We start from the raw sequence: 23,627 nt of genomic DNA, 5'->3' as shown, positions 1-23,627 counted from the left end.
CCGTCTCGCCACTGTGCCGCTCGCGCCAGTCAGTCGCGCCGCTGGGCGCCGCTGCCCTCACGGCGAAGCGTCGGGAACGCGGCAGAGATGGAGAAACCGACACCGGGCACCGAGTAGGCCGTGAACACGCCACCGAAAAGCTCAGTGCGCTCGCGCATCTCGGTGATGCCGGGCCCCTGCGCGACCGCGGTCAGCGCCGCGGCATCATCCTCGATCGTGTAACCGCCGCTGCGTGAGATCTCGTTCGGGTCAGCGCCCGCCCGACGGCTGGCCGCCCTCGTGCCGTCGTCGTCGACGAGAACATTGAAACCCTCGGCCGACCAGCGGAAGGCCACACGGGCCTCCGTGCCCTCTCCCCCATACTTGAGGGCGTTCGTCAGGGACTCCTGAAGGATGCGGTAGATCGCGAGCTCCGCGGCCTGCGTCAGCGGAAATCGAGTGCCGGTCTCCTCGAAGCGAACATCGAGGCCCGCCTCGCGCATCATCCGGAACAACTCGCGAGCCGTCTTGATGCCCGGCTGCTGGGCAGCGCCCGACTCGCCCTGCCGCATGATCGGCACGGCACGCCGCAGCTCGGCAAGCGTCGATCGCGCGACATCGGCGATGGCCGTCGCCGAACGCACGGCCGCTGCCGGATCTGCCTCGCCCTTGTACCTGGCACCATCGGCCTGGCGGATGATCTCCGTCACCGACTGGATCGAGAGCTGCTGCAACTCACGAACCATGCGCATCCGGGCCGACTGCTCGGCCAGATCCTCCTCGGATTCGAGAACCATGTGCTCGGCCTCCGCGCGCAGACGGCGCTGCTCGCGCAGGTGGCGCAGCGCCACGACCCACAGGGCCAAGAACACGAGGGCCAGCAGGATGCCTGCAGCGGCGATCGAGACGAGCACGACAGGGTCGATTCCGACGACAGCGAGCCAGATGTCCACGGGGCCTCCACCCTGAAACGAAGAATGCGCCCCGTTGGGCGCATTCTCCGAACTGTGCTCCCCGACTTGGACTCGAACCAAGAACCTGCCGGTTAACAGCCGGCTGCTCTGCCAATTGAGCTATCGAGGACTACTGGAACAGCGTGCCTACTTTACCAATTATTCGTCTCCGACAAAATCGAGTTCCCCTCAGGGGAGAAGGAAGGTGGGAGAAGGCACCATCGCCGGCCGCTCGAGCAGGCGAGGAAGGCCCGAAACCGCGTCGAGCTCGAAGCGCGACACCGTGCCGGACAACTGGTTCGAGACGAGAAGCAGACCATCGACCACGGTGAGATGCCTCGGCCAATCCCCCTCGCACGACACCGCCGCGACCGGCACCAGCGAATGGGCATCGACGACCGCGATGCGATTCGAGCCCCGGAGCCCCGCATAGAGAAAGCGCCCACCGGGGCCGACGGCGAGGCCCGCCGCCTGATCGCCGGGCACAGCATCCGTCACCAACTCGCCGGAGCGTACGAGCTGCCCGTCGACGATCTCATGGATGCGGGAGCCGAACTCTCCGAGCAGAAGCACGCGGTCACCGAGCAGCAGCAGATCGCGCGGCCCCGTGCCCGGCGGCAGCTCAAGATGCCCCGTGCGCCACAGACGACCCGAGGACGCGTCGTGCAGATACACACGATCGGCACCGAGATCGGCGCTCAGGACGCCGCCAGACGGCAGCACGAGGGTGCTGTGGGCGTGCGGACCGTCCTGCTGCGGCAACGGGCCTGAGCCCTCACCCGGCAGCCGCTGCACATGTTCGAGCAGCGACCCGTCATCGTGAAGCGAGAACACGTCGACGCTGCCGTCGCCGTAGTTCGCGGCCAGGAGCATCCGCCCCGCCACCGAGAGGTGGCACGGATGCGCACCGCTCGTCGCGAGCGAACCGAGCGGCGTCAGCGCGTTGCCGGCCTCGATGCGAAAGGCTGCCACCCGCCCCTCGGCCTCATCAGCGGCATACAACACGCTGCCGGCCCGGGCGAGATACGACGGGGATGACATGGTGGCGACGACGCCGTCGAAGACGAGCTCACCCGACGGCCGCACGCCGAGGCGCCCGATGCCGAGGGCAGAACCGCCCATCGACTCCGTGTATCCGCCGGTCCAGGCGAGAAAACCGTCAGTCGCCGTCGCGTTCATCGCGGTAGCCCTCCCGCACCGCAGCCAGCGCCTCCAGATACGGATGCGTCGGATGCTCCAACAGCGACTCGAGCGGACCGATTCCGATCAGCACGCCACCGCTCAGAACCGCAACCCGTTCCGTCATCGCCGACACAACCGCAAGGTCACTGCTCACGACGAGCGCAGAGAATCCCCGCTGCAGCTGCAGCTCGCGCAGAACACCGAGCACGCCCGACTTGACGGTCGCATCGACACCGCGGGTGGGTTCGTCGGCCACCAGCAGCGACGGCTCGAGAACGAGGGCGCGTGCGAGGGCGACCCGCTGCCGCTGCCCGCTGCTCAGCTCGTGCGGCTGCTTCGGGAGAACAGACAGCGGAAGATGCACCGAATCGACCAGCGATGCGACGATCGCCGTCGCCTCCTTCTGCCGGAAACGCCGATCGCGTTCGAAGATCGGCTCGGCCACGTTCTCGCCCACCGTCAGGCGTGGGTTGAGCGTCACCGCGCCGTTCTGCGCAAGATAGCCGACCCGCCCCGTGAGACGGTCGCGCTGCCGCCGAGAGATTCCCCGGATGTCCGTTCCCAGCACGCGCAGACTGCCGCCCCTGATCTCGGGGATGCCGTCGTCGAGCTGGCCGAGGCCCGTGAGCCCCGCAACGGCGCGTGCGAGCGTCGACTTGCCCGAGCCCGACTCCCCCACAACGCCCAGCACCTCGCCCGCTGCGACATCGAAGGTGAGCCCGTCGAGCGCCAGATGGTACGAGGACGCATTGCGCGAGAGGTAGTGGACCGACAGATCCCGCGCCGAGACGACGGCGCCGGCCTCTCCCGCAGTAACCCTCACGATGCCGCCCGGCGGATCCTCATCAGCTCATTCCTGCGCTCTGCCTGCTCTGCCGGATTCGGAACCGGGAGCGAGGCAAGCAACCGCTGGGTGTACGGATGCTTCGGCGCACCGAGAACCTCGGCCCCCGTGCCCTCCTCGACCAGTTCACCCTTGAAGAGCACACCGATGCGGTCGGCGAGCAGATCGACGACCGCGAGGTCGTGGCTGATGAACAGCGCAGCGAAGCCGAAATCCTTCTGCAGCTCGGCGAACAGATCGAGAACCTTCGCCTGCACCGAGACGTCGAGCGCGCTCGTCGGCTCATCGGCGATGAGCAGCTTCGGCTGCAGTGCGAGCGAACGGGCGAGGCTCGCCCGCTGTCGCTGCCCACCGGAGAGCTCATGAGGGAACCTGTCGCCGAACGACTTGGGAAGCTGCACGGCCTCGAGCAGCTCGTCGACGGTTCCCCGAGCCTCGCGCGAGTCTCCCACACGGCCGTGGATGATGAGCGGCTCAGCGACGCAGTCCGCGATCGTCAGCAGGGGGTTGAAGCTCGTCGCCGGATCCTGGAACACGAAACCGATGTCACTGCGCAGCGGCCGGAACTCGCGTTCGCGCATGCCGAGCATCTCGTACCCCAACACCTGCAGAGACCCGCCCGTCACGCGGGTGAGCCCGGCAATGGCACGGCCGATCGTCGTCTTGCCCGAACCGCTCTCGCCGACGAGCCCCAGAACCTCGCGCTCGGCGATGCTGAAACTGACACCGTTCACGGCACGGAACCCCGCACGACCCAGACGACCCGGGTACTCGATCACGAGATTCTCGGCGACGACCAGCTTCTCGCCCGGCCGCTCGGCCTGTGCGCTGGCACGCTCCTGCGTGCTCGCCGCGCCCGTGCCGATGTGCGGCACGGCATCGAGCAGCCGCTTCGTGTACTCGTGCTTCGGCGCCGCGAACAGGCTCGTCGCATCCGCCTCCTCGACGACCTTGCCATCGAGCATGACCGCCACCCGATCGGCGAGATCCGCAACGACGCCCATGTTGTGGGTGATCAGCACGATCGCCGCATTGAACTCGTCGCGGCAGCGCCGCAGCAGATCGAGGATCTCGGCCTGCACCGTCACATCGAGGGCCGTCGTCGGCTCGTCGGCGACGATCAGCTCCGGGTCGAGCACGAGCGCCATCGCGATCACGATGCGCTGCTTCTGCCCACCCGAGAACTGGTGCGGGTAGTAGTCGACGCGCGTGGCGGCATCCGGAATGCCCACCCGCTCCATGATGTCGATCGCCTTCGCCCTCGCCTGCCCGCGGGTGTACTTCCCGTGCGCGCGCAGGCCCTCGGCAATCTGCCAGCCGACCGTGTAGACCGGGTTCAGCGCGGTCGACGGCTCCTGGAACACCATGGCCACGCCCGTGCCCCGGATGCGGCGGAGCTCGGCGCCCGAGAGCTGCGTCACATCCTGAGACCCGATGACAACGGCGCCCGAGATCGTGGCCGTCTCCGGCAGAAGACCCAGGATGGTCTTCGCGGTGACGGACTTGCCGCTGCCGCTCTCGCCCACGATCGCGAGAACCTCGCCCGCTGAGACGCTCAGGCTGACGCCGTCGACGGCACGCACGTCGCCGCCGTCGGTCGCGAACGTCACGCCGAGATCGGTGATGCGCACGGCCTGCTGGCCCTTCGCAAGACTGCTCATGATCGTGCCTCCAGGTCGTCGATCGCCGGAACGCTGTCGAGCGAGCCGCCGGGAACCACCGACACCGCCGCCGTGGCGACAGGCGTGCCCTCGGCCCTGCGGCGCGTGCGCAGACGCGGGTCGGCCAGGTCGTTGAGGCTCTCGCCGACGAGCGTGATGCCGAGCACGACGAGCACGATCGCGACACCCGGGAACACGGATGTCCACCAGATACCGCTCGTGACATCGGAGATCGACTTGTTGAGGTCGAAGCCCCACTCCGCGGCCGAGGTCGGCTCGATGCCGAAACCGAGGAAGCCGAGGCCTGCGAGGGTCAGAATCGCCTCCGAGGCGTTCAGCGTGAATATCAGCGGCAGCGTACGAGTCGCATTGCGCAGGATGTGGCGGAACATGATGCGGCTGTTGCTCGCGCCCAGCACCTTGGCCGACTCCACGAAGGCCTCCGCCTTGATCCGCACCGTCTCGGCACGGATGACCCGGAAATACTGCGGGATGAACACGACCGTGATCGAGATGGCGGCGGCGAGCAGCCCGCCCCACAGATCGGACTGGCCGCCCGTGATCACGATGGCCATGACGATCGCGAGCAGCAGGCTCGGGAACGCGTACACGGCGTCACAGATGACAACCAGAACGCGGTCGACCCAGCCACCCAGGTACCCCGAGACCAGCCCCAGGAGCACCCCCGCGAAGATCGAGAGGATGACGGCGATGACGATGACACTGACCGCCGTCTGCGAGCCCCAGATGACACGGGAGAACACGTCGTAGCCTCCGACGGTCGTGCCCCAGATGTGCTCCGCCGAGGGCGGCTGCTGGGCGCCGAAGTTGCCGGCGTCGTCTCTCAGCTGGCCGAAGCCGTAGGGCGCGATGAGGGGCGCCAGTGCGGCGGCGAGCAGGAAGGCGCCCGTGATCACAAGGCCGGCGATAAGCATCCCGCGCTGCAGACCGACACTCTGTCGCAGCTGGTGGACGATGGGGAGGCGCGACCACAGGGAAGGCCTGCGCACGGGCTCGAGGCCCACGGTCTCTGTCTCTGCGCTCATGCTCAGTACCTCACCCTCGGGTCGATCAGCGCCGCGATCACATCGACGATGAAGTTGGTCAGGGCGACGATCACCGCCAGAAGTGCGACGATTCCCTGCACCGCCACGAAGTCGCGCGCGGACAGGTAGTTGACGAGGATGAAGCCGAGGCCCTTCCATTCGAACGTCGTCTCGGTCAGCACCGCCCCGCCGAGCAGCAGCGCGATCTGAAGACCCATGACCGTGATGATCGGGATCAGCGCCGGCTTGTAGGCGTGCCTGCGCACCAGCCTGAACTCGTTGACACCGCGGGAACGGGCCGAGTCGATGTAGTTGGCCGAGAGCGTGCCGATCACGTTCGTGCGCACGAGCCGCAGGAACACGCCGGCGGTCAGGAGGCCGAGCGCGATGCCCGGCAGTACAGCGTGCGAGAGCACATCCTGCACATTCGAGGCACTGCCCGTGCGGATGGCGTCGACCAGATAGATGCCCGTCGGGTTCTCAAGGAACTGCAGATCGAGCTCCGTGCCGGTCGAGGCGCGCCCCGCAACGGGAAGCCACTTCAGCCACACCGAGAAGATGAGTTTGAGCAGGAGACCCGCGAAGAACACGGGCGTCGCATAGCAGAGGATGGCGAACACGCGCAGCACCGCATCCGGCCACTTGTCACGGAAATAGGCGGCAAGCATGCCGAACGGGATGCCCACGATGAAAGCCACGATGAGCGTGTAGAACACGAGCTCGAGCGTCGCAGGCCCGTAAGTCGTGAGCACATCGATGACGGGTCGGCCGTCGCTGATCGTCGTGCCGAAATTGCCCGTGAAGATCTGACCGATGTACTCGAAGTACTGCACCAGGATGGGCCGGTCGTAGCCTGCCTGATGGATGCGCTCCTGCAGCTGGGCCGCGCTGAGCCGGTCGCCGACAGCCGCCGTGATCGGGTCGCCGATCGTGCGCATGAGAACGAAGACCATGGTGACGAGGATGAACACCGTCGGGATGATCAACAGCAGTCGGGTGAGGATGTAGCGGCCGAGGCTGCCCCCACCCCCCGATGATCGTCGCTTCTTCGCGGCCGACGGGCCTCCTGGTGCGGTCTGCACCGTGGCGGTTGAGCTCATGTTCACCAATCTGTTCAGCGCCGCCAGGTGTGGCGGTTGGCAACCCGCTCCATGTTCGGGAGCAGGCATACAGAGGGGGCGACCCGCGTGACGCGGACCGCCCCCTCTGGCGCGGCTAAGGAGATTTTAGCCGCCTGTCGGGCCTAGCCCTTGGACAGCACTCCGAAACGGAACTTGAACGAGGCGTCGAGCGTGTCGCTCACGCCGCTCACGTCCTTGCCGGAGACAGCCACCTGGGCGCCCTGGAGGAACGGCAGGGTCGACAGCTGGGCCGCGACCTTGTTCTGGATGTCCTCGATCATGCCCTCACGGGTCGCCGGGTCGGTCTCGACAGCCTGAGCCGGGATCAGCGTGTCGAGCTCGGGGTCGCTGAAGTGGTTCGCCAGGAAGTTGTCGGTCTGGAAGAACGGCGACAGGTAGTTGTCGGCGTCCGAGTAGTCCGGGAACCAACCCAGCTGGTAGGCCGGGTACGCGTCAGCCGAACGCTCCTCCGCGTAGGTGACCCACTCGGTCGACTGCAGGTTCACGGCGAACAGGCCGTCAGCCTCCAGCTGGCTCTTCACGAGCGCGTACTCGTCGCCCGAGCTCGGGCCGTAGTGGTCCGGGTTGTACTGCAGGTTGAGCGCGACCGGAGTCGTGACGCCGGCAGCCTCGAGGGTCGCGGCAGCCTTGTCGGCATCCGGACCACCGTTGCCATCGCCGTAGAGGCCCTTGAGCGCCTCGTTGGCACCGGTCAGACCGGCGGGGACGTAGGAGTACAGGGGCAGGTAGGTGCCCTTGTAGACCTGGTCGGCGATCGCCTCACGGTCGATCAGGTCCGCGACAGCCTGGCGCACCGCGAGGGCCTTGGCCGGGTCGGCCTCGGTCGTGGTCGCACCGAACGGCTGCGTGTTGAAGTTGAACACGATGTAGCGGATCTCGCCGCCGGGGCCCGTGTGCACCGTCACGTTGTCGTTGCCCTGCAGGTCCGAGATGTCGGTCGCAGACAGGCTGCGGGTCGCGACGTCGATGTTGCCCTCCTGCACGTCGAGCTTCAGGTTCGACGAGTCGGCATAGTACTTGAGGTTGATGGTCGAGGTCTTGGGAGCACCAAGAACGCCCTCGTAGCCCTCGTAGGCCTTGAACTGCACAAGCTCGTTGAACTTGTAGCTGGAGATGACGAACGGGCCGGCGAAGGCCTCACCGTCGATGATCTCCTGGTCGCTCGTGACGGCGTCGGCGGCGAAGACATCTTCATCGACGATGGGGCCGGCGGGGCTGCTCAGGATCTGCTGCCAGATCTGGTCGTTGGCCGACTTGAGCGTGAACACCACGGTCGTGTCGTCGACGGCCTCAGTGCTGTCGAGGTTGTAGAGCAGGGTCGACGGGCCGTTCACATCGGCGATCGCCAGCTGGCGGTCGAAGGAGAACTTGACATCGGATGCCGTGAGGTCGTTGCCGTTCGCGAACTTCAGCCCCGCCTTCAGCTTGACCGTGTACTCGGTGGGCGAGGTGAACTCGGCCGACTCGGCGATGTCGGGCTCGACATCTGCGGTGCCCGGCTTCGAGTTCAGCAGGAACGGGTAGATCTGGTTCATGACAGCGAACGAGCCGTTGTCGTACGAACCGGCCGGGTCGAGGAACGTCACCTTGTCGGTGGTGCCGACCGTGATCGACTCACCCGAGCCGCCGCCGCCGTTGCCGCCGCTGGCGCAGCCGGCAAGGACGAGAACCGCAGCGGTTCCCGTGCCCAACGCGACAAGCGCGCGCCTCTTGAATGTTGATGCGGATGCCATATCCGTCATACCTCTCTCATGTGAAGGCTCCCCCTCGGTTCGACGGGGATCCCATCGACCACAGGGAACGCGGCCCACCTGATCGGGGGGCCGCGGGATTACGTTAACTCCTTGCTAACACACGGTGGCACTCTTGCGGCCTGACACGAGCACCAAAACCGAAAAGTTTATCGATCTGCAACACGGGTGGACGCATCCGTCCGCACCCGGCGCTCAGTCCTCCCGCAGCGCGCGACGCTCCTGCTCAACCCGCACGAGTTCTCGCTGCAGCTGCGAGTAGCGTTCCGGCTCGCCCGCGGCATCCGTTCTCTGCAACCTGCCGAGCAGCTCGGCCTTCTGCCGCAGCAGGTCACGGTCGATGAGAGAGAGCGCCACGCCCTGGCAGTAGACGCTGAGCTCACGACCGGCCTTCTCCGGGAGAGGAGCGAAGCTGAGCTCACGCACGATCGTCGCGAACGGTGCCGGAACCTGGGCGATCACACGATCGAGCCAGAGCGAAGGGGCGAACCCCTCCTCCCCCTCGGCGAAAGCTGCGGCGACACCGTCACGCACAACCGCGAGAGACGGATTGGCGAAGGCCGCCTGACTGACACGCCGCACCAGGTCAGCCCCGACCTGCTCAGGCTGCTGCAGCACCGCCATGAGCGCATCGCGCTCCAGCCGCGTCGCAGGGTCGCTGGGCAGCTGCGCTATCGAGGGGCCCGCCATCGCCTCGGGAACAGCGTTGTCAGCGTCGGCACCGGGACCGGCCCCGAAGCGATCGTCACGCGCATCCGTTCTGTCATCGCGCTGCCCGGAGGCGGCACCCTTCTCCGACGCACCACGCCGCTCGGCGGACGAGACCGCGCGCGACACCTCAGCAGGGTCCACGCCCAGCCACCCGGCCAGGTTGCGCACATAGCCGACACTGAGGGCACGATCACGGATGCCTGCGACGATCGGAGCGGACGCGCGCAGGGCGGCCACCCGGCCCTCCACGGTGTCGAGGTCGTGCTGCGCCAGCACCCGCCGCACCATGAACTCGAACATGGGCTTCTTCGTCGCCACGAGCCGTCGAACCGCGTCGTCGCCGCGCTTGAGGCGCAGATCGCAGGGGTCGAGCCCGTCGGGGGCGACAGCCACGAAGGTCTGGGCGGCAAAGCGCTGCTCCTCGGCGAACGCGCGGCTCGCCGCCTTCTGCCCCGCCTCATCCGGGTCAAAGGTGAACACCACCTCACCGAGCGCCGTCGAGTCACCGTTGTCGAAGTCGCCCAGCACGCGGCGCACGACCTTGATGTGCTCGACGCCGAACGCCGTGCCACAGGTGGCCACCGCCGTCGTGACGCCCGCGAGATGGCAGGCCATGACATCCGTGTAGCCCTCGACGACAACGACCTGCTTGCCTCGGGAGATGTCCCTCTTGGCGAGATCGAGCCCGTAGAGCACCTGAGACTTGTGGTAGACCGCCGTCTCGGGGGTGTTCAGATATTTGGGGCCCTGATCGTCGTCGAGAAGGCGCCGGGCGCCGAAGCCCAGGGTCTGCCCGGTCGTGTCACGGATCGGCCACACGAGACGCCCGCGGAAGCGGTCGTAGATGCCGCGATCACCCTGACCGACGACACCGGATGCGATCAGTTCGGCCTCCGTGAAGCCGAGAGTGAAGAGATGCTTGCTGAGGGCGTCATAGCTCTTCGGGGCGAAGCCCACACCGAAACGCTCCGCTGCCGAGGGGTCGAAGCCCCGCTCGCCCAGGAACGTGCGCGCAGGCTCCGCAGCCGCCGTGGCCAGCTGGCCGACAAAGAAATCTGACGCCGCCTTGTTCACGGCGAGCAGGCGCGCCCTGTTGCCCTGCTCACGATTCGCAGGGCCGCCGTCTTCGTAATGCAGTTCGAAGCCGATGCGCGCCGCCATGCGCTCGACCGCCTCAGAGAAGGAGACATGATCCATGCGCTGCAGGAAGGTGAACACATCGCCGTCTTCGCCACAGCCGAAGCAGTGATAACGCCCCACCTGCGGACGCACATGGAAGCTCGGGCTGCGCTCATCGTGGAACGGGCAGAGGCCCTTCAGAGAGCCCACGCCGGCGCCCTTCAAGGTGACGTAGTCGCCCACGATGTCGGCGATGTTCACCCGGGCACGCACCTCATCGATGTCGTTGCGTCGAATAAGGCCTGCCATGACCCAAGTCTAGTTAGCGCGCCCGCTCACCCGAGCCGCTCTCCACAGGGTGCGAACCAGGTGGCTCAGTTGCCGACGAGACGCTCGTGCCAACTGAGCGCCGACTGATCGGTGAGGCTCGCCACCTGGTCGACGATGACACGGCGACGGGCGCCGTCATCCGCCGCCTCCCGCCAGTCGGCCGCGAAGCCCGCATCGAGAGCATCCGGACCCTTCAGGAACAGGGAGTCAGCGAGATCCGTGAGGATCTCACGCTGGTGCATGTAGATCGGCTGCCGCGTGTTGTGCGACATCACGAAGGCCGCCACGATGCCCTTCAGCACCGCGATCTCGGCCCGGATCTCGCGGGGCACCACGATGTCGGCACCGAAACGCGCAAGACTGCCCGACGAGAAGGCATCCCTCGTGGCCTGAACAGCGCCGCCCGCGAAACGCCCGATGAGCTGGCTGGTCAGGTTCTTCAACCTGCTCTGATCGCGCCTGCTGCCATCCCACGAATCGATCCACGCGGGAAGGCTGTCGAGCCTGTCGAAGGCGGCGATGAGCTCACCATGATCGAGCTCCCCGCCGATCCACTCGACCATCGAATCGACAAGCTCGTCGTGATCGACCCGAGCGCCCAGCGCAGCGACATCGACATAACCGCCGAAGATCGCATCCTCGAAATCGTGCACCGAATAGGCGATGTCGTCGGAGAGGTCCATAACCTGTGCCTCGATGCACAACCTGCCCTCGGGGGCGCCCGCACGGAGCCACTCGAAGGCCGCCACATCATCCGCATAGAAACCGAACTTGGCCCGCCCGCTCGGATCGGCGACCGACCGCGAATCGGGCCACGGGTACTTGCAACTCGCGTCGAGGCTCGCCCGCGTCAGATTCAGGCCGTACGGAGTGCCGTCGGCGCCGAAGACCTTCGGCTCGATGCGCGTCAGAAGCCTCAGCGTCTGCGCATTGCCCTCGAAGCCGCCGATGTCTGCGGCCCAGCTGTTGAGGGCACGCTCGCCATTGTGGCCGAACGGCGGATGCCCCAGGTCGTGGGCGAGACAGGCCGTGTCGACCACATCCGGCTCGAGGCCGAGGCTCGTGGCCAGCTCCCGCCCCACCTGAGCCACCTCGAGTGAATGGGTGAGCCGATTGCGGGCAAAATCGAGGCCCTGCGTCGGGCTCAGCACCTGGGTCTTCGCCGCCAGACGGCGCAGCGCGCTCGAATGCAGCAGGCGGGCGCGGTCGCGCGCGAAATCGCTTCGGCGGCTCGAGTGCTCCTCTGCGAGGAAGCGAGCGGTGTCGTGCTCGCCATAACCCGCAGGCAGGACACCCCCGGACGACGAACCCGGGTCACCCTGGGGCTCAGCCACCGCTCGTGTCCAGTTCTGCCCCGGCAAGCTCAAAGCTCTCCTCGACGCCCAGCTCGCGGCTGTCGAGCCACCCCTGCGGCAGCGCAGGCCGCTTCGGAGTGCCGGCACGACCGCGCGGCCCCTCAGCACCCGCACCCGGATACGGAGCATCCCCGTCGAGCTCACCCAAGATGTCATCGAGCTGGGCGAAACTCTCGACCGTCGAGAGCCTCGACCGGATGTCGCCACCCACCGGATAGCCCTTGAAATACCAGGCCATGTGCTTGCGGATATCGCGGCAGGCCCACTCCTCGCTGTCGAAGAACTCGCCCAACAGCTGGGCATGACGCCGCACCGCGCCAGCCACAACACCGAGGCTGGGCTGCGCCACCTGCTCCACACCGGAGAACGACGAGACGAGATCACCGAACAGCCATGGGCGGCCCAGACAGCCCCTGCCGACCACGACGCCGTCGCAGCCGGTCTGCTCGACCATGCGCACAGCATCCGCGCCCGACCAGATGTCGCCGTTGCCGAGCACCGGAACAGAGGTGACCACCTCTTTGAGCTTCGAGATCGCCGACCAGTCGGCGTGGCCGCTGTAGAACTCGGATGCCGTACGGGCGTGCAGCGCCACGGCCGCGACGCCGGCACCCTCGGCGATGCGCCCCGCCTCGAGATAGGTGAGGTGATCGGCGTCGATGCCCTTGCGCATCTTGATCGTCAACGGGATGTCGCCGGCAGCCTCGACCGCGCCCTCCACGATGTCGCGGAACAGGCTCGTCTTCCAGGGAAGCGCCGCTCCCCCGCCCTTGCGCGTCACCTTCGGGACAGGGCAGCCGAAGTTGAGGTCGATATGGTCGGCACGATCCTCGGCGACGAGCATCGTCACGGCCTCGCGCACCGTCTTCGGGTCGACGCCGTAGAGCTGGATGCTGCGCACCGACTCCGACTCGTGATGCTGAATGAGGCGCATGCTCCCCGGAGTACGCTCCACAAGCGCACGGCTCGTGATCATCTCGCTGACATACAGCCCCGCGCCGAACTCACGGCAGAGCCTGCGGAACGCCGTGTTCGTGATGCCCGCCATGGGCGCCAGAACCACAGGCACGTCAAGCTCGAGCGAGCCGATCCGCAGCGGCGCACTCGACTCGCGCACGGCCGATGCCGGGCGGGAGGAGGTAGCGTCGATCACGGTCATGCTCCAATTCTTCCAGACAAAGCGAGGCATCCGATGACAGAAGCCACAGAAACGACCGGCGCCACCGGACGTGAACGAGTCGCTGCGGATGCTGCGGCGAGAGGGCTCGACGTCGAATACGTCGAGCGCGGCCCCGCCGGAAGCCTCGAAGAAGCCGCCGCATCCCTCGGAATCGAGCCCTCGGCGATCGTCAAGACGCTCGTCGTCAAACACAAGGACGGCAGCTTCCTCTTCGCTCTCGTGCCCGGCGATCGGCAGATCTCGTGGCCCAAACTGCGCGCGCTCGTGGGCGTCAACAAGCTGTCGCTGCCGGATGCGCAGACCGCCTTCGACGCGACAGGATACGAGCGCGGCACGATAACGCCGCTCGGCAGCACCAGCCCGTGGCCCGTGTACGCCGACAGCAGCTTCGCCGGCAAGCGCGTCTCGCTCGGCGCCGGCGAGCACGGTGTGAGCCTGTTCGTCGACGGGGACGCACTCACCGCATCCTTCGACGCGGTCGTCGCCGACATCACAGAAGCGCTCGCACCCCGCAGCTGACCGCTGCCGCGCTGCGAGAGGCCACTTCTCGCCCACCCAGTGAGCTGCTCAGGGCAACTACTGCCCACTCACGACCGCGGCATCAGCGGGTGGGGCCGCGGCACCGGGAACCAAGCACGCGTCACCCTCGCACGCGATCGCATCGGGCGCGCCGAGCGGAATGAGGCCAGCCATCATGCCTGCTTCTCGTCGCGCACCTGCTGCAGCGCCTGCGCGAAAGTCGCCGCCTCCTGCGCACCAGAGATGCCGTACTTGCCGTCGATGACAAAGAACGGAACACCCTGGATGCCGTACTCCATCGCCTGCGCCTGATCAGCCTTCACCGCAGAAAGGAACTCCTCCTCGGTGAGCGAACGCACAACATCCGCACGGTCGAAACCCACCTCGGCAGCCAGATCGGCCAGATCCTCAATGCGCCCGACGTGCTCGCCCTCCTCGAAGTAGGCCTTCAGCAGCCGCTCCTTCATCTCGAGCTGCCTGCCCTGCGCCTTCGCGTAATGCAACAACTCGTGAGCCTTGATGGTGTTCGTCTGCTTCACCGAATCGAAGTCGTAATCGAGCCCCACACTCTTCGCGATGTTCGTCACATTCGCGAGCATCCCATTCACCTGCTCAAGTGGCATGCCCTTGCGCTTGCTCAAATAGTCAGCGGTGCTGCCCTCGAAATCGACAGGGGTGTCGGGAGAAAGCTCGAACGAGTGGTACTCGATCTCGACCTCGCCGCCGAACTGCTCAGCACCCGCCTCGAATTTACGCTTACCGATATAGCACCAGGGGCACTGCACGTCTGACCAGATGTCTACCTTGATGGGATCGCTCATGCTGGTGGCAACCGTGGGTGCCGGCGGGTTATTCCGTGGGCTGGTTTCGAGACGGCCTCGTACCTCTGCCCCTCAAAACCAGCAGGACATCCGCCGGTAATCGCTCACGCCCCGAGGAGGCGCTCCGCGAGGTAGCCCTGCAGGAGGTCGAGCGAGACGCGCTCCTGCTGCATGCTGTCGCGCTCGCGCACCGTCACGGCCTTGTCCTCGAGCGTGTCGAAGTCGATCGTGATGCAGAACGGAGTGCCGATCTCATCCTGGCGACGATAGCGGCGGCCGATCGCGCCCGCATCATCGAAGTCGATGTTCCAGCGACGGCGCAGATCGGTGGCCAGCTCCTTGGCGAGCGGCGAGAGCTGCTCGTTGCGGCTCAGCGGCAGCACGGCAGCCTTCACCGGGGCCAGGCGCGGGTCGAGACGCAGCACCGTGCGCTTGTCGACGCCGCCCTTCGCGTTGGGCGCCTCATCCTCGTGATAAGCATCCACAAGGAACGCCATCATCGAACGGGTGAGGCCGAAGGAGGGCTCGATCACGTACGGCGTGTAACGCTCGCCGGATGCCTGGTCGAAGTAGCTGAGCTCGGTTCCGGATGCCTTGCTGTGCGCACCGAGGTCGAAGTCGGTACGGTTCGCGATGCCCATCAGCTCGCCCCACTCGGAGCCCTGGAAACCGAAACGGTACTCGAGGTCGATCGTGCCCGCCGAGTAGTGGGCGCGCTCGCCGTCGGGAACGTCGAAGCGGCGCATGTTCTCGGGGTCGATCCCCAGGTCGATGAACCAGTTCCAGCAGGCCTCGACCCACTCCTTGAACCAGGCGTCCGCCTCATCGGGCGCGGTGAAGAACTCGATCTCCATCTGCTCGAACTCGCGGGTGCGGAAGATGAAGTTGCCGGGCGTGATCTCGTTGCGGAACGCCTTGCCGATCTGGCCGATGCCGAATGGGGGCTTCTTGCGCGACGCCGTGAGCACATTGTTGAAGTTGACGAAGATGCCCTGTGCCGTCTCGGGGCGCAGATAGTTGAGGCCCGCCTCGTTGTCGACAGGGCCGAGGAAGGTCTTCATGAGCCCCGAGAACAGCTGGGGTTCGGTGAACTGCCCGCGCGTTCCGCAGTTGGGGCAGGCGATCTCGCTCATCCCATCCTTCGCCTCGCGGCCCTTCTTCGCCTCGAACGCCTCGATCAGGTGGTCCTGGCGGAAACGGTGGTGGCAGGAGGTGCACTCGACGAGCGGGTCGGTGAACGTCGCGACGTGGCCGGATGCCTCCCAGACCGCCTTCGGGATGATGACGGACGAGTCGAGACCCACCATGTCCTCGCGGCTGCGCACGAAGGTCTGCCACCATTCGCGCTTGATGTTCTCCTTCAGCTCGACGCCGAGGGGCCCGTAGTCCCACGCCGAACGGGAGCCGCCGTAGATCTCACCCGCCTGGAACACGAAACCCCGGCGCTTGGCCAGGGAGATAACCGAATCGAGGGATGAGGCGATGGCCACGTCATTAACTCCAAAAGTCAGCCGCACTGGGTGCGCGGTCGGCGAAACGGCGCGATGCGCCACCACCCATGCTACTTCGCGGAGCGTGCTCCCCCGGCCGCTGGGTTCGGGCAATCAGCGAATGCCGCGCACGGCTGCAACGGATGCCTCGACGGCGTCCGCGACGGCGAGCAGTTGTGCTCGCTCGATCTGGGCGCCGAACGTGAAGCGCACCGCCGTCTGGGCCAGTTCCGGCTCCACGCCGATCGCCAGCAGTACGGGCGACGGATCCGAGCTGCCCGCCGCGCAGGCGGAGCCGCTCGACACCAGCACCCCTCTTCGTTCCAACTCGAGCAGCACCGCTTCGCCGCTCGTACCCGCAAAGCAGAATGACGCGCTGCCGGCGAGACGGAGGCTCGGGTGCCCCGTGAGGGTGGAGCCCTGCACCCCTGCCAGAATTCTGGCGATGAATTCGTCGCGGAGGCGACCCAGGGCATCCGCCCCCGCCTTTCGCTCGTCGTCCGCGAGCACGAGCGCCGTCGCCAGCCCGACGGCCCCGGCGACATCCTGAGTTCCTGATCTGCGCCCGCGTTCCTGCCCGCCGCCGTGCAGAACGGGTTCGAGCGGGATGCGGGCCCGGCAGAACAGCACCCCGATGCCCTTCGGCGCGCCCAGCTTGTGGCCGGCGAGGGTGAGCGCGTCGACGCCGAGCCCGTCCACGTCGAGCGGCAGCCATCCGGCCGCCTGCACCGCATCACTGTGGAACGGGACGCCAACCGCACGGCCGATGCCGGCGAGTTCGGCGATCGGCTGCACTGTGCCGATCTCGTTGTTGGCGTACATGACGCTCGCAAGGGTCGTGTCCTCATGCAGCGCCGCCTCGAAGTCAGCAGGCGCGACGAGTCCGTACGAATCGACCGGCAGGCGGGCGACCTCGAAGCCGTGAAAGCGTTCCAGATAGGCGCAGGACTCCAGAACAGACGGATGCTCGACAGCCGAGATCACGACGTGACGGCCGCGGGGCCGCGCCAGAGCCACACCCTTGATCGCGAGATTGTTCGCCTCGGTGCCGCCACCCGTGAACACGATCTCCGAGGCCCGGCAGCCGAGAACCGCAGCAACCGTCGATCGCGCCCAGTCGAGGGCTCTTGCGGCCGACTCCCCCGCAGCGTGATGGCTGGAAGGGTTGCCGAACTCAGAGCTCAGATAGGGCCACATCGCCTCGAGCACCTCACGACGCACAGGGCTCGTCGCCGCGTGATCGAGATAGAGGGGCCCGGCGTCGTCCATGCTCAACGCACGACCACGTCGAGCCCGAGGTCGAGTGAACGCACGCTGTGCGTGAGCGCGCCCACGGAGATCACGTCGACACCCGTGGCCGCGATCTCGGCGACCGTCGCGAGCGACACACCGCCGCTCGCCTCGACGAGAGCGCGGCCGGCGACGATCGCGACGCCCTCCCGAAGCTGCTCCGGCGTGAAGTTGTCGAGCATGATCGTGTCGATGCCCGCGGCGATGACCGGCTCGATCTGATCGACGCGATCGACCTCCACCTCGAAGTGCACGGTGTGGCCGAGCCGCTCGCGCGCCTCGCGCAGCGCCTCCGTGAGGTCGCGGCCGCCCCTCGTCAGCACCGCCAGATGATTGTCTTTGGCGAGCACCGCATCCGAGAGGGAGAAACGGTGATTGTGCCCGCCCCCGCAGCGGACGGCGTGGCGTTCGAGCGCACGCAGGCCCGGAGTGGTCTTGCGTGTGTCGACGATGCGCGCACGCGTGCCGGCGACGGCGGCGACATAGCGGGCGGTCTCCGTGGCGATGCCGCTGAGCCGCTGCACGAGATTGAGGCCGACACGCTCAGCCCTGAGGATGCCGCGGGCGTCACCCGAGACCCGCGCCAGCAGGGCGCCCGCCGCGAAGGCCTCGCCGTCGGCAAGCAGCAACTCCACCTCGATCGACGGGTCGACGGCGTGCATCGCCGCGGCGAAGACCCCGGCGCCTGCCAGGATGCCGGGCTCCCGGGCGGCCAGCTCGGCGACGGCCTGCGAGCCCTCCGGCAGAAGCGACTCGCTCGTGACGTCGCCCCAGGGCGCATCCTCGGCAAGGGCGGCGCGAACAACGGATTCGACAGTGGCAGCAGGGATCACAGGAGCACGGCCTTTCGGGCGGGATCGATCGACTCGTGTCCGGAGGTTCCGGATGCGAGAGAGGTGTCGCGTTCTGGGTGCACGTCGTCGCTGCGCCAGTGCGCGCCGAGCGAGTGCGTCCGCTCCGCGGCGGCCGCAACCACGGCGCGCGCCACCTCGAGCAGATTGGCCGTCTCGAGATCGTGCACCGAACCGCTGCGAGCCTCACCATGGCGCAGCGACCAGCGGTCGAGCGTGTGTGTCGCCTCAGTGAGCCCTGCCGCATCCCGTTCGAGCCCGACGAATCGCCACATGAGCTTCTGCAGATCGCGGCGATCGAGGGGTGACCCGGCAGGCTGCTCCGGGGCGAGCGCCACGGCGGCATGCGCATCCGGAACCAGTTCGCGTCCGGCCCCGATGCCCTCGAGCGCGTCGACGACGCGATGGGCGAACACGAGGGCCTCCAGCAGCGAATTCGAGGCGAGCCTGTTGGCGCCGTGCGCTCCCGTGCAGGCCGCCTCACCGATCGCGAAGAGGCCCGGGATGCTGCTGCGGCCATCGAGATCGGTTTCGATTCCGCCCATCCAGTAGTGGGCCGCCGGCGTCACCGGGATCCCCTCACTGGAAGGGTCGAAGCCATGCTTCGCGCAGAGCGCCCAGAAACCGGGAAAGCGCTGCGCGAGCTCAGTGCCCAGGCCTGTGCAGTCCAGGAGAACCGGCTCGCCACCCTGCCGTGCCATTGTGCGGGAGATCGCCCTCGCGACGACATCTCGAGGGGCAAGCTCAGCATCCGGATGCTCGTCAAGCATGAAACGGACGCCGTTCGCATCCCGCAGCACAGCTCCCTCGCCGCGCACCGCCTCGGACACGAGCGGTGTGCCGGGCACCGCGAGGGCCGTCGGGTGGAACTGGTAGAACTCGGCATCGGCGAGGCGCGCACCGGCGCGCAGGGCCGCCGCCACGCCATCGCCCGTCGCGCCCGCGGGGTTGGTCGTGTGCAGGAACAGCTGCCCAGCGCCGCCGCTCGCCACGACGACGGCATCCGCCTCGATCGCCAGCCGCACCCCGGCGCGGAGCACCTCAACGCCGACGACCACACCATCGCGAACCACCAGGTCCAGGAGAAACGCGTTCTCCACGATTCGCACGCCCGAGGCGCGCACCGCGCGGGTCAGGGCCGCAACGATCGCGCGACCCGTCGCATCACCGCCCGCATGCAGCACGCGAGCGAGCGAATGGGCACCCTCCTGGCCGCGGGCCAACGCGGCGCCGTCACGGTCGAAGTCGACGCCGAGCTCGATCAACTCGCGCACACGCTGCGGGCCCTCCTCGCAGAGCACGCGCGCCGCCTCCTCGTCGCCGGCGCCCGCTGCCGCGCGCAGCGTGTCGGCGAGGTGCAGCTCGGTGCTGTCATCCTCCGACAGCGCGGCCGCGACGCCGCCCTGCGCGTACAGGCTGTTGCTCTCGCCCAGCTCCGCCTTCGTGAGCAGAACAACCTCGTGCTCGCGGGAGGCCCCGAGCGCCGCCGTGAGACCAGCGGCCCCGGAGCCGACAACGATGACGGTGCCCATCAGCCTGCCGGCCGGGCTGCGAGCATCCGCTCAAGCGCCAGCTTCGCCGTCGCCGTGACGCCCTCGTCGACGGTGATGCGGTTCAGGACCTCGCCGCGCACGAACGCCTCAAGCACCCAGGCCAGATAGCCGGGATGGATGCGGTACATCGTGGAACAGGGGCAGATGACCGGGTCGAGGCAGAAGATGGTGTGCTGCGGGTACTGCGCGGCCAGCCGCGTGACCATGTTGATCTCGGTGCCGATGGCGAACGTCGTCGGCTCGGCCGCCGCAGCCACCGCCTTGAGGATGTAATCGGTCGAGCCCGCCTCGTCGGCGGCATCGACGACAGGCTGCGGGCACTCCGGGTGCACGATGACGCGAACGCCCGGATGCTCCGCCCTGGCCTGGTCGATCTGGGCCGTCGTGAAGCGCCTGTGCACGGAGCAGAAGCCGTGCCACAGCAGAACGCGGGCGTCGTGCAGGTGCTGCTCCTCGTTGCCGCCGAGCGGCTTGAGCGGGTTCCACAGCGGCATCAGCTCGAGGGGCACGCCCATCGCCTTGGCCGTGTTGCGCCCGAGATGCTGGTCGGGGAAGAACAGCACCCGTTGCCCCCGCTCGAAGGCCCACTCGAGCACGGCCTTCGCGTTGGATGAGGTGCAGACGATTCCGCCATGTGCACCGCAGAAACCCTTGAGCGCCGCCGAGGAGTTCATGTAGGTGACCGGGATGACCGGCACCCGGCCATCCGCATCCGGCTCCGTGCCGTACAGCGCCTCCAGCTGCTCCCAGCATTCGGTGACCGAATCGATGTCGGCCATGTCGGCCATCGAACACCCGGCGGCCAGATTCGGAAGGATCACGGCCTGCCCGTCGCGGGCGAGCACGTCGGCCGTCTCGGCCATGAAATGCACCCCGCAGAACACGATCGCCTCAGCATTCGGCACCGTCTGCGCGGCATTCGCCAACTGGAACGAATCACCCACGAAGTCGGCGTACTCGATGATCTCGTCACGCTGATAGTGGTGGCCGAGGATCACGAGCCGCTCCCCCAGCTCCGCCTTGGCGGCGCGGATGCGACGGTCAAGCTCCTCAGGCGACGCGGTGCGGTACTCCGCGGGGAGCTGGCCCTGACGCGGCGAGCCGACCGGAATCACATCGCCCATCGACGAGCCCGGCCCGTAACCCGGCACGGTGTCGAAATTCCACGGAGCCTCGACGAGATCGGTCGTGCAGAGTTCGTCTGCGGGCGCACCGGTGAGGCGGATGCGTTGAATGGTCGTGTCGACTGAGGTCACGGAAACTCCTGATGCGGTGGGTGGGGTGCTGGTTCGTGGGGCGCCGGGGCGGCTAGCCGGAGAGCGGGCCGGTGTCGCCGAGATCGACGGAGCCGATGTACCGGAAGAGGCGCGGCGGCCGATGCCTGCCACCCGTGACCACCTGATCGGTGGCGACGACATCACCCGACGACTCGATCTGGCGCCGAAAGTTGGCGGGGTCGAGCGGGCGCCCCAGAACGGCCTCGTGCACCTCACGCAGCTGCGTGAGCGTGAACGTCTCACCGAGCAGCGCGTGCGCGATGCGGCTGTACTCCATCTTGTTGCGCAGCCGCCACAGCGCGTACTCGATGATCGTGTTGTGGTCGAATGCCAGCCGCGGCACCTCATCGGCCACGAACCAGCGCACATTCTCGCCCTCGGCCAGCTGCTCGGCCTCGCCGGAGTGCACAAGCGCCCAGTACACGATCGACACGACGCGGTCACCCGGCGAACGGTCGGGCTCGCCGAACGCGTACAACTGCTCGAGGTAGCGCGGCTCGACATCGGTCGTCGATTTGAGGTTGTGCGCGGCCGCCTCGGCGAGGCTCTCCTCCGGCAGGAGCGGGCCGCCCGGCAGCGCCCACAGGCCCAGATGCGGGTCACGGATGCGACGCACCAACGGAATCCACAGCGTGGGCGCGCCGCCGTCGGGCGCGGGGCGCAGCGCGAAGATGACCGTCGAGATCGCGAGGTTCACGCCCGTGTCGCCCATCGCATCCGCCCCTCTTTCGCACTTCAGTCAGTAAAGGTCACTGCGACCTGAACAGAGAATAGCACTTAGGGTCACCATGACCCTAATTGTTACGTCTGGCGACCGGGCGGGCGCACTCAGGCGGAGGGGGCGTCGACGGCACCGCCGAAGCGGCGGTTGCGGCGCGCGTAGATCTCGACCGCCTCCCACAGCTGCTCCCGCGAGAAGTCGGGCCACAGCGTGTCAAGGAACACCATCTCGGCGTAGGCACTCTGCCACAGCATGAAGTTGCTCGTGCGCTGCTCGCCCGAGCTGCGCACGAACAGGTCCACATCGGGAAGCTCCGGGGCGTACAACCTGCGGGCGATCGCCTTCTCCGTCACCGCAGACGGCGACATGCGACCGGCGGCAACATCCTCGGCGATGCTGCGCACAGCATCCGCGATCTCGGTTCGCCCGCCGTAATTGACGCACATGGTGAGCGTCAGCGTGCTGTTGCCTGCCGTGAGCTGCTCGGCGAACTCGAGCTCCTTGATGACGGATGTCCACAGTCGCGGCCTGCGCCCCGCCCAGCGCACGCGCACACCCCAGTCGTTGAGCTGATCGCGCCTGCGGTGCAGCACGCCGCGATTGAAGCCCATCAGAAAGCGAACCTCCTCGGGCGAACGCTTCCAGTTCTCGGTCGAGAACGCGTACACGCTCAGATGCTTCACGCCGATCTGGATCGCCCCCGCCACGACATCGAGCAGCGCAGACTCCCCCGCCTTGTGGCCCTCGATACGGGTCAGGCCGCGGGCGTTCGCCCAGCGCCCATTGCCATCCATGACCACCGCGACATGGGCGGGCACGGCCGCCTTCGGCAACTGCGGCGGGTAGAGGCCCGTCCAGTCGACAGGCTTGAAGTCGACGGCGTCACGGTGCGTCTTGGCGACATGGCTGCGCGAATCGCGGGTCATGCGGGGCTCCCCTGCTCCTGAATCTGCTCCTGGGCCTGTTCCGCGGCCGGCGGCTGCTCCTGCGGTTCTGCCGCAGGCTCGGCCTCATCGTGCCGCCCCGCACGGGGTTCCGTCCTGCGGCGGTCGACATGCTCAAGCGACCGGAGCTTACGCTCCAGATGGAACTGCGTGTAGGCGGCGACGACTCCGCTCGCCTGCGATCGCGCCCGGTCGTCGGCAAGCTCCGCCGCCTCCCAATCGCCCGCAAGCAGCGCCGCGAGCAGGCCGAGGGTCGCCGGGTCGAGCCGCGGGGCACCCGGAGGCGCCACCGCATCAGCGACAACACCACCCATCTGAACCACGAACGCCGAATGCGGGCCGGCCACGCCCGTCATGGCGCAGTCGAAGAAACTCGGCGCCCAGCCGGCGATCGCCAGCGACCGCAGAAGATACGAGTCGAGAGTGAGACTCGCGCCGTGCTCGGCCCGGGCAAGCGACCGCAACGCCCCGACCAGCAGCAGATACTGCTGCAGACTGCCCTCATCCTCGGTGAGCTTGTCGGCCGCCTCCACCATGGTGCTCGCCGCCGTGTAGCTGCCATAGTCGGCCGTGATCTCGGCGCCGTAGGAACCCAACGACTCCGCCTGGGTGACGATGTCGAGCGAACGCCCCTCAAAGAACTGCACATCGGCGACCATGAACGGCTCCAACCGTGCACCGAACTTCGACGCCGTACGCCGCACACCCTTCGCCACCGCCCGGATCTTGCCGTGCCGCCTGCTCAGCATCGTCACAATGCGGTCGGCCTCGCCCAGCTTGTGGGTGCGAAGCACGACGACGTCATCTCGGTAGAGCGGCATCCATCAATTATCGGATGCTTGACTGAAGACCGCGGGAAGGCTGGCGGATGCGACGGCACGGCACCCCCAAAACGCGTGCTCGCGGGC

General features: G+C 67.4%; 20 protein-coding genes and 1 tRNA gene. 1 reads left to right on the top strand and 20 read right to left on the bottom strand.

Features of this window, described 5'->3' with window-relative positions:
* Nucleotides 1-29: 29 nt before the first annotated feature.
* From FB562_RS04625 to dusB, 11 genes are all read right to left on the bottom strand, one after another.
* Nucleotides 30-932 carry a sensor histidine kinase gene (locus FB562_RS04625; protein ID WP_141880074.1) on the bottom strand — a complete coding sequence of 301 codons (903 nt, stop codon included), beginning with the start codon at nucleotides 930-932 and terminating at the stop codon, nucleotides 30-32.
* Nucleotides 933-989: 57 nt separating this feature from the next.
* Nucleotides 990-1,062 (bottom strand) — tRNA-Asn (locus FB562_RS04620).
* A 59-nt stretch (nucleotides 1,063-1,121) separates the two neighbouring features.
* A complete protein-coding gene (locus tag FB562_RS04615) occupies nucleotides 1,122-2,111 on the bottom strand; it encodes a lactonase family protein (RefSeq protein ID WP_141880073.1) in 990 nt (329 codons plus the stop codon).
* Nucleotides 2,092-2,937, bottom strand: a complete 846-nt coding sequence (locus FB562_RS04610) for an ATP-binding cassette domain-containing protein (RefSeq protein WP_185740457.1) — start codon at nucleotides 2,935-2,937, stop codon at nucleotides 2,092-2,094. Before FB562_RS04610 ends, FB562_RS04615 begins: the two co-directional genes overlap by 20 nt.
* A complete protein-coding gene (locus tag FB562_RS04605; RefSeq protein ID WP_141880072.1) occupies nucleotides 2,934-4,619 on the bottom strand; it encodes a dipeptide ABC transporter ATP-binding protein in 1,686 nt (561 codons plus the stop codon). Before FB562_RS04605 ends, FB562_RS04610 begins: the two co-directional genes overlap by 4 nt.
* Nucleotides 4,616-5,665: an ABC transporter permease gene (locus FB562_RS04600; protein WP_141880071.1), complete on the bottom strand. Its 1,050-nt coding sequence runs from the start codon at nucleotides 5,663-5,665 to the stop codon at nucleotides 4,616-4,618. Before FB562_RS04600 ends, FB562_RS04605 begins: the two co-directional genes overlap by 4 nt.
* A 2-nt stretch (nucleotides 5,666-5,667) precedes the next feature.
* The gene (locus FB562_RS04595) at nucleotides 5,668-6,765 is read right to left on the bottom strand and encodes an ABC transporter permease (RefSeq protein WP_141880070.1); all 1,098 of its coding nucleotides are present in this window, start codon (nucleotides 6,763-6,765) and stop codon (nucleotides 5,668-5,670) included.
* A 143-nt stretch (nucleotides 6,766-6,908) separates the two neighbouring features.
* Nucleotides 6,909-8,540, bottom strand: coding sequence for an ABC transporter substrate-binding protein (locus FB562_RS04590; protein ID WP_141880069.1), 1,632 nt, complete (start codon nucleotides 8,538-8,540; stop codon nucleotides 6,909-6,911).
* Nucleotides 8,541-8,753: 213 nt separating this feature from the next.
* Nucleotides 8,754-10,697 carry a DNA primase gene (dnaG, locus tag FB562_RS04585; protein WP_141880068.1) on the bottom strand — a complete coding sequence of 648 codons (1,944 nt, stop codon included), beginning with the start codon at nucleotides 10,695-10,697 and terminating at the stop codon, nucleotides 8,754-8,756.
* Nucleotides 10,698-10,762: 65 nt separating this feature from the next.
* A complete protein-coding gene (locus FB562_RS04580; protein WP_185740521.1) occupies nucleotides 10,763-12,007 on the bottom strand; it encodes a deoxyguanosinetriphosphate triphosphohydrolase in 1,245 nt (414 codons plus the stop codon).
* Nucleotides 12,008-12,044: 37 nt separating this feature from the next.
* Nucleotides 12,045-13,232 carry a tRNA dihydrouridine synthase DusB gene (dusB, locus tag FB562_RS04575; protein WP_141880066.1) on the bottom strand — a complete coding sequence of 396 codons (1,188 nt, stop codon included), beginning with the start codon at nucleotides 13,230-13,232 and terminating at the stop codon, nucleotides 12,045-12,047.
* A 33-nt stretch (nucleotides 13,233-13,265) separates the two neighbouring features.
* On the opposite strand from dusB, the gene FB562_RS04570 reads away from it, so the two are divergent.
* Nucleotides 13,266-13,772, top strand: a complete 507-nt coding sequence (locus tag FB562_RS04570; RefSeq protein WP_141880065.1) for an aminoacyl-tRNA deacylase — start codon at nucleotides 13,266-13,268, stop codon at nucleotides 13,770-13,772.
* Nucleotides 13,773-13,945: 173 nt separating this feature from the next.
* Here FB562_RS04570 and FB562_RS04565 read toward each other — a convergent pair whose 3' ends face one another.
* The 9 genes from FB562_RS04565 to recO form a co-directional block, all read right to left on the bottom strand.
* A complete protein-coding gene (locus tag FB562_RS04565) occupies nucleotides 13,946-14,593 on the bottom strand; it encodes a DsbA family oxidoreductase (protein ID WP_141880064.1) in 648 nt (215 codons plus the stop codon).
* A 104-nt stretch (nucleotides 14,594-14,697) separates the two neighbouring features.
* Nucleotides 14,698-16,083: a glycine--tRNA ligase gene (locus FB562_RS04560; RefSeq protein WP_141880063.1), complete on the bottom strand. Its 1,386-nt coding sequence runs from the start codon at nucleotides 16,081-16,083 to the stop codon at nucleotides 14,698-14,700.
* A 114-nt stretch (nucleotides 16,084-16,197) separates the two neighbouring features.
* A complete protein-coding gene (locus tag FB562_RS04555) occupies nucleotides 16,198-17,352 on the bottom strand; it encodes a cysteine desulfurase family protein (RefSeq protein ID WP_141880062.1) in 1,155 nt (384 codons plus the stop codon).
* A 2-nt stretch (nucleotides 17,353-17,354) separates the two neighbouring features.
* Nucleotides 17,355-18,206: a carboxylating nicotinate-nucleotide diphosphorylase gene (nadC, locus tag FB562_RS04550; RefSeq protein WP_141880061.1), complete on the bottom strand. Its 852-nt coding sequence runs from the start codon at nucleotides 18,204-18,206 to the stop codon at nucleotides 17,355-17,357.
* On the bottom strand, nucleotides 18,203-19,756 hold the full coding sequence (gene nadB / locus FB562_RS04545; RefSeq protein ID WP_141880060.1) for an L-aspartate oxidase: 1,554 nt from the start codon (nucleotides 19,754-19,756) through the stop codon (nucleotides 18,203-18,205). The genes nadC and nadB overlap by 4 nt, the downstream gene beginning before the upstream one ends.
* On the bottom strand, nucleotides 19,756-21,033 hold the full coding sequence (gene nadA, locus FB562_RS04540) for a quinolinate synthase NadA (protein WP_141880059.1): 1,278 nt from the start codon (nucleotides 21,031-21,033) through the stop codon (nucleotides 19,756-19,758). Before nadA ends, nadB begins: the two co-directional genes overlap by 1 nt.
* A 52-nt stretch (nucleotides 21,034-21,085) precedes the next feature.
* The gene (locus tag FB562_RS04535) at nucleotides 21,086-21,766 is read right to left on the bottom strand and encodes an NUDIX hydrolase (RefSeq protein ID WP_141880058.1); all 681 of its coding nucleotides are present in this window, start codon (nucleotides 21,764-21,766) and stop codon (nucleotides 21,086-21,088) included.
* Nucleotides 21,767-21,882: 116 nt separating this feature from the next.
* A complete protein-coding gene (locus tag FB562_RS04530; protein WP_141880057.1) occupies nucleotides 21,883-22,701 on the bottom strand; it encodes an isoprenyl transferase in 819 nt (272 codons plus the stop codon).
* Nucleotides 22,698-23,540, bottom strand: coding sequence for a DNA repair protein RecO (recO, locus tag FB562_RS04525; protein WP_141880056.1), 843 nt, complete (start codon nucleotides 23,538-23,540; stop codon nucleotides 22,698-22,700). The genes FB562_RS04530 and recO overlap by 4 nt, the downstream gene beginning before the upstream one ends.
* Nucleotides 23,541-23,627 lie beyond the last annotated feature (87 nt).

This window comes from Homoserinimonas aerilata (assembly GCF_006716125.1).
Taxonomy (GTDB): domain Bacteria; phylum Actinomycetota; class Actinomycetes; order Actinomycetales; family Microbacteriaceae; genus Homoserinimonas; species Homoserinimonas aerilata.
Note: the sequence above shows the minus strand (reverse complement) of the source record. Positions and strands in the feature narration are given on the sequence as shown.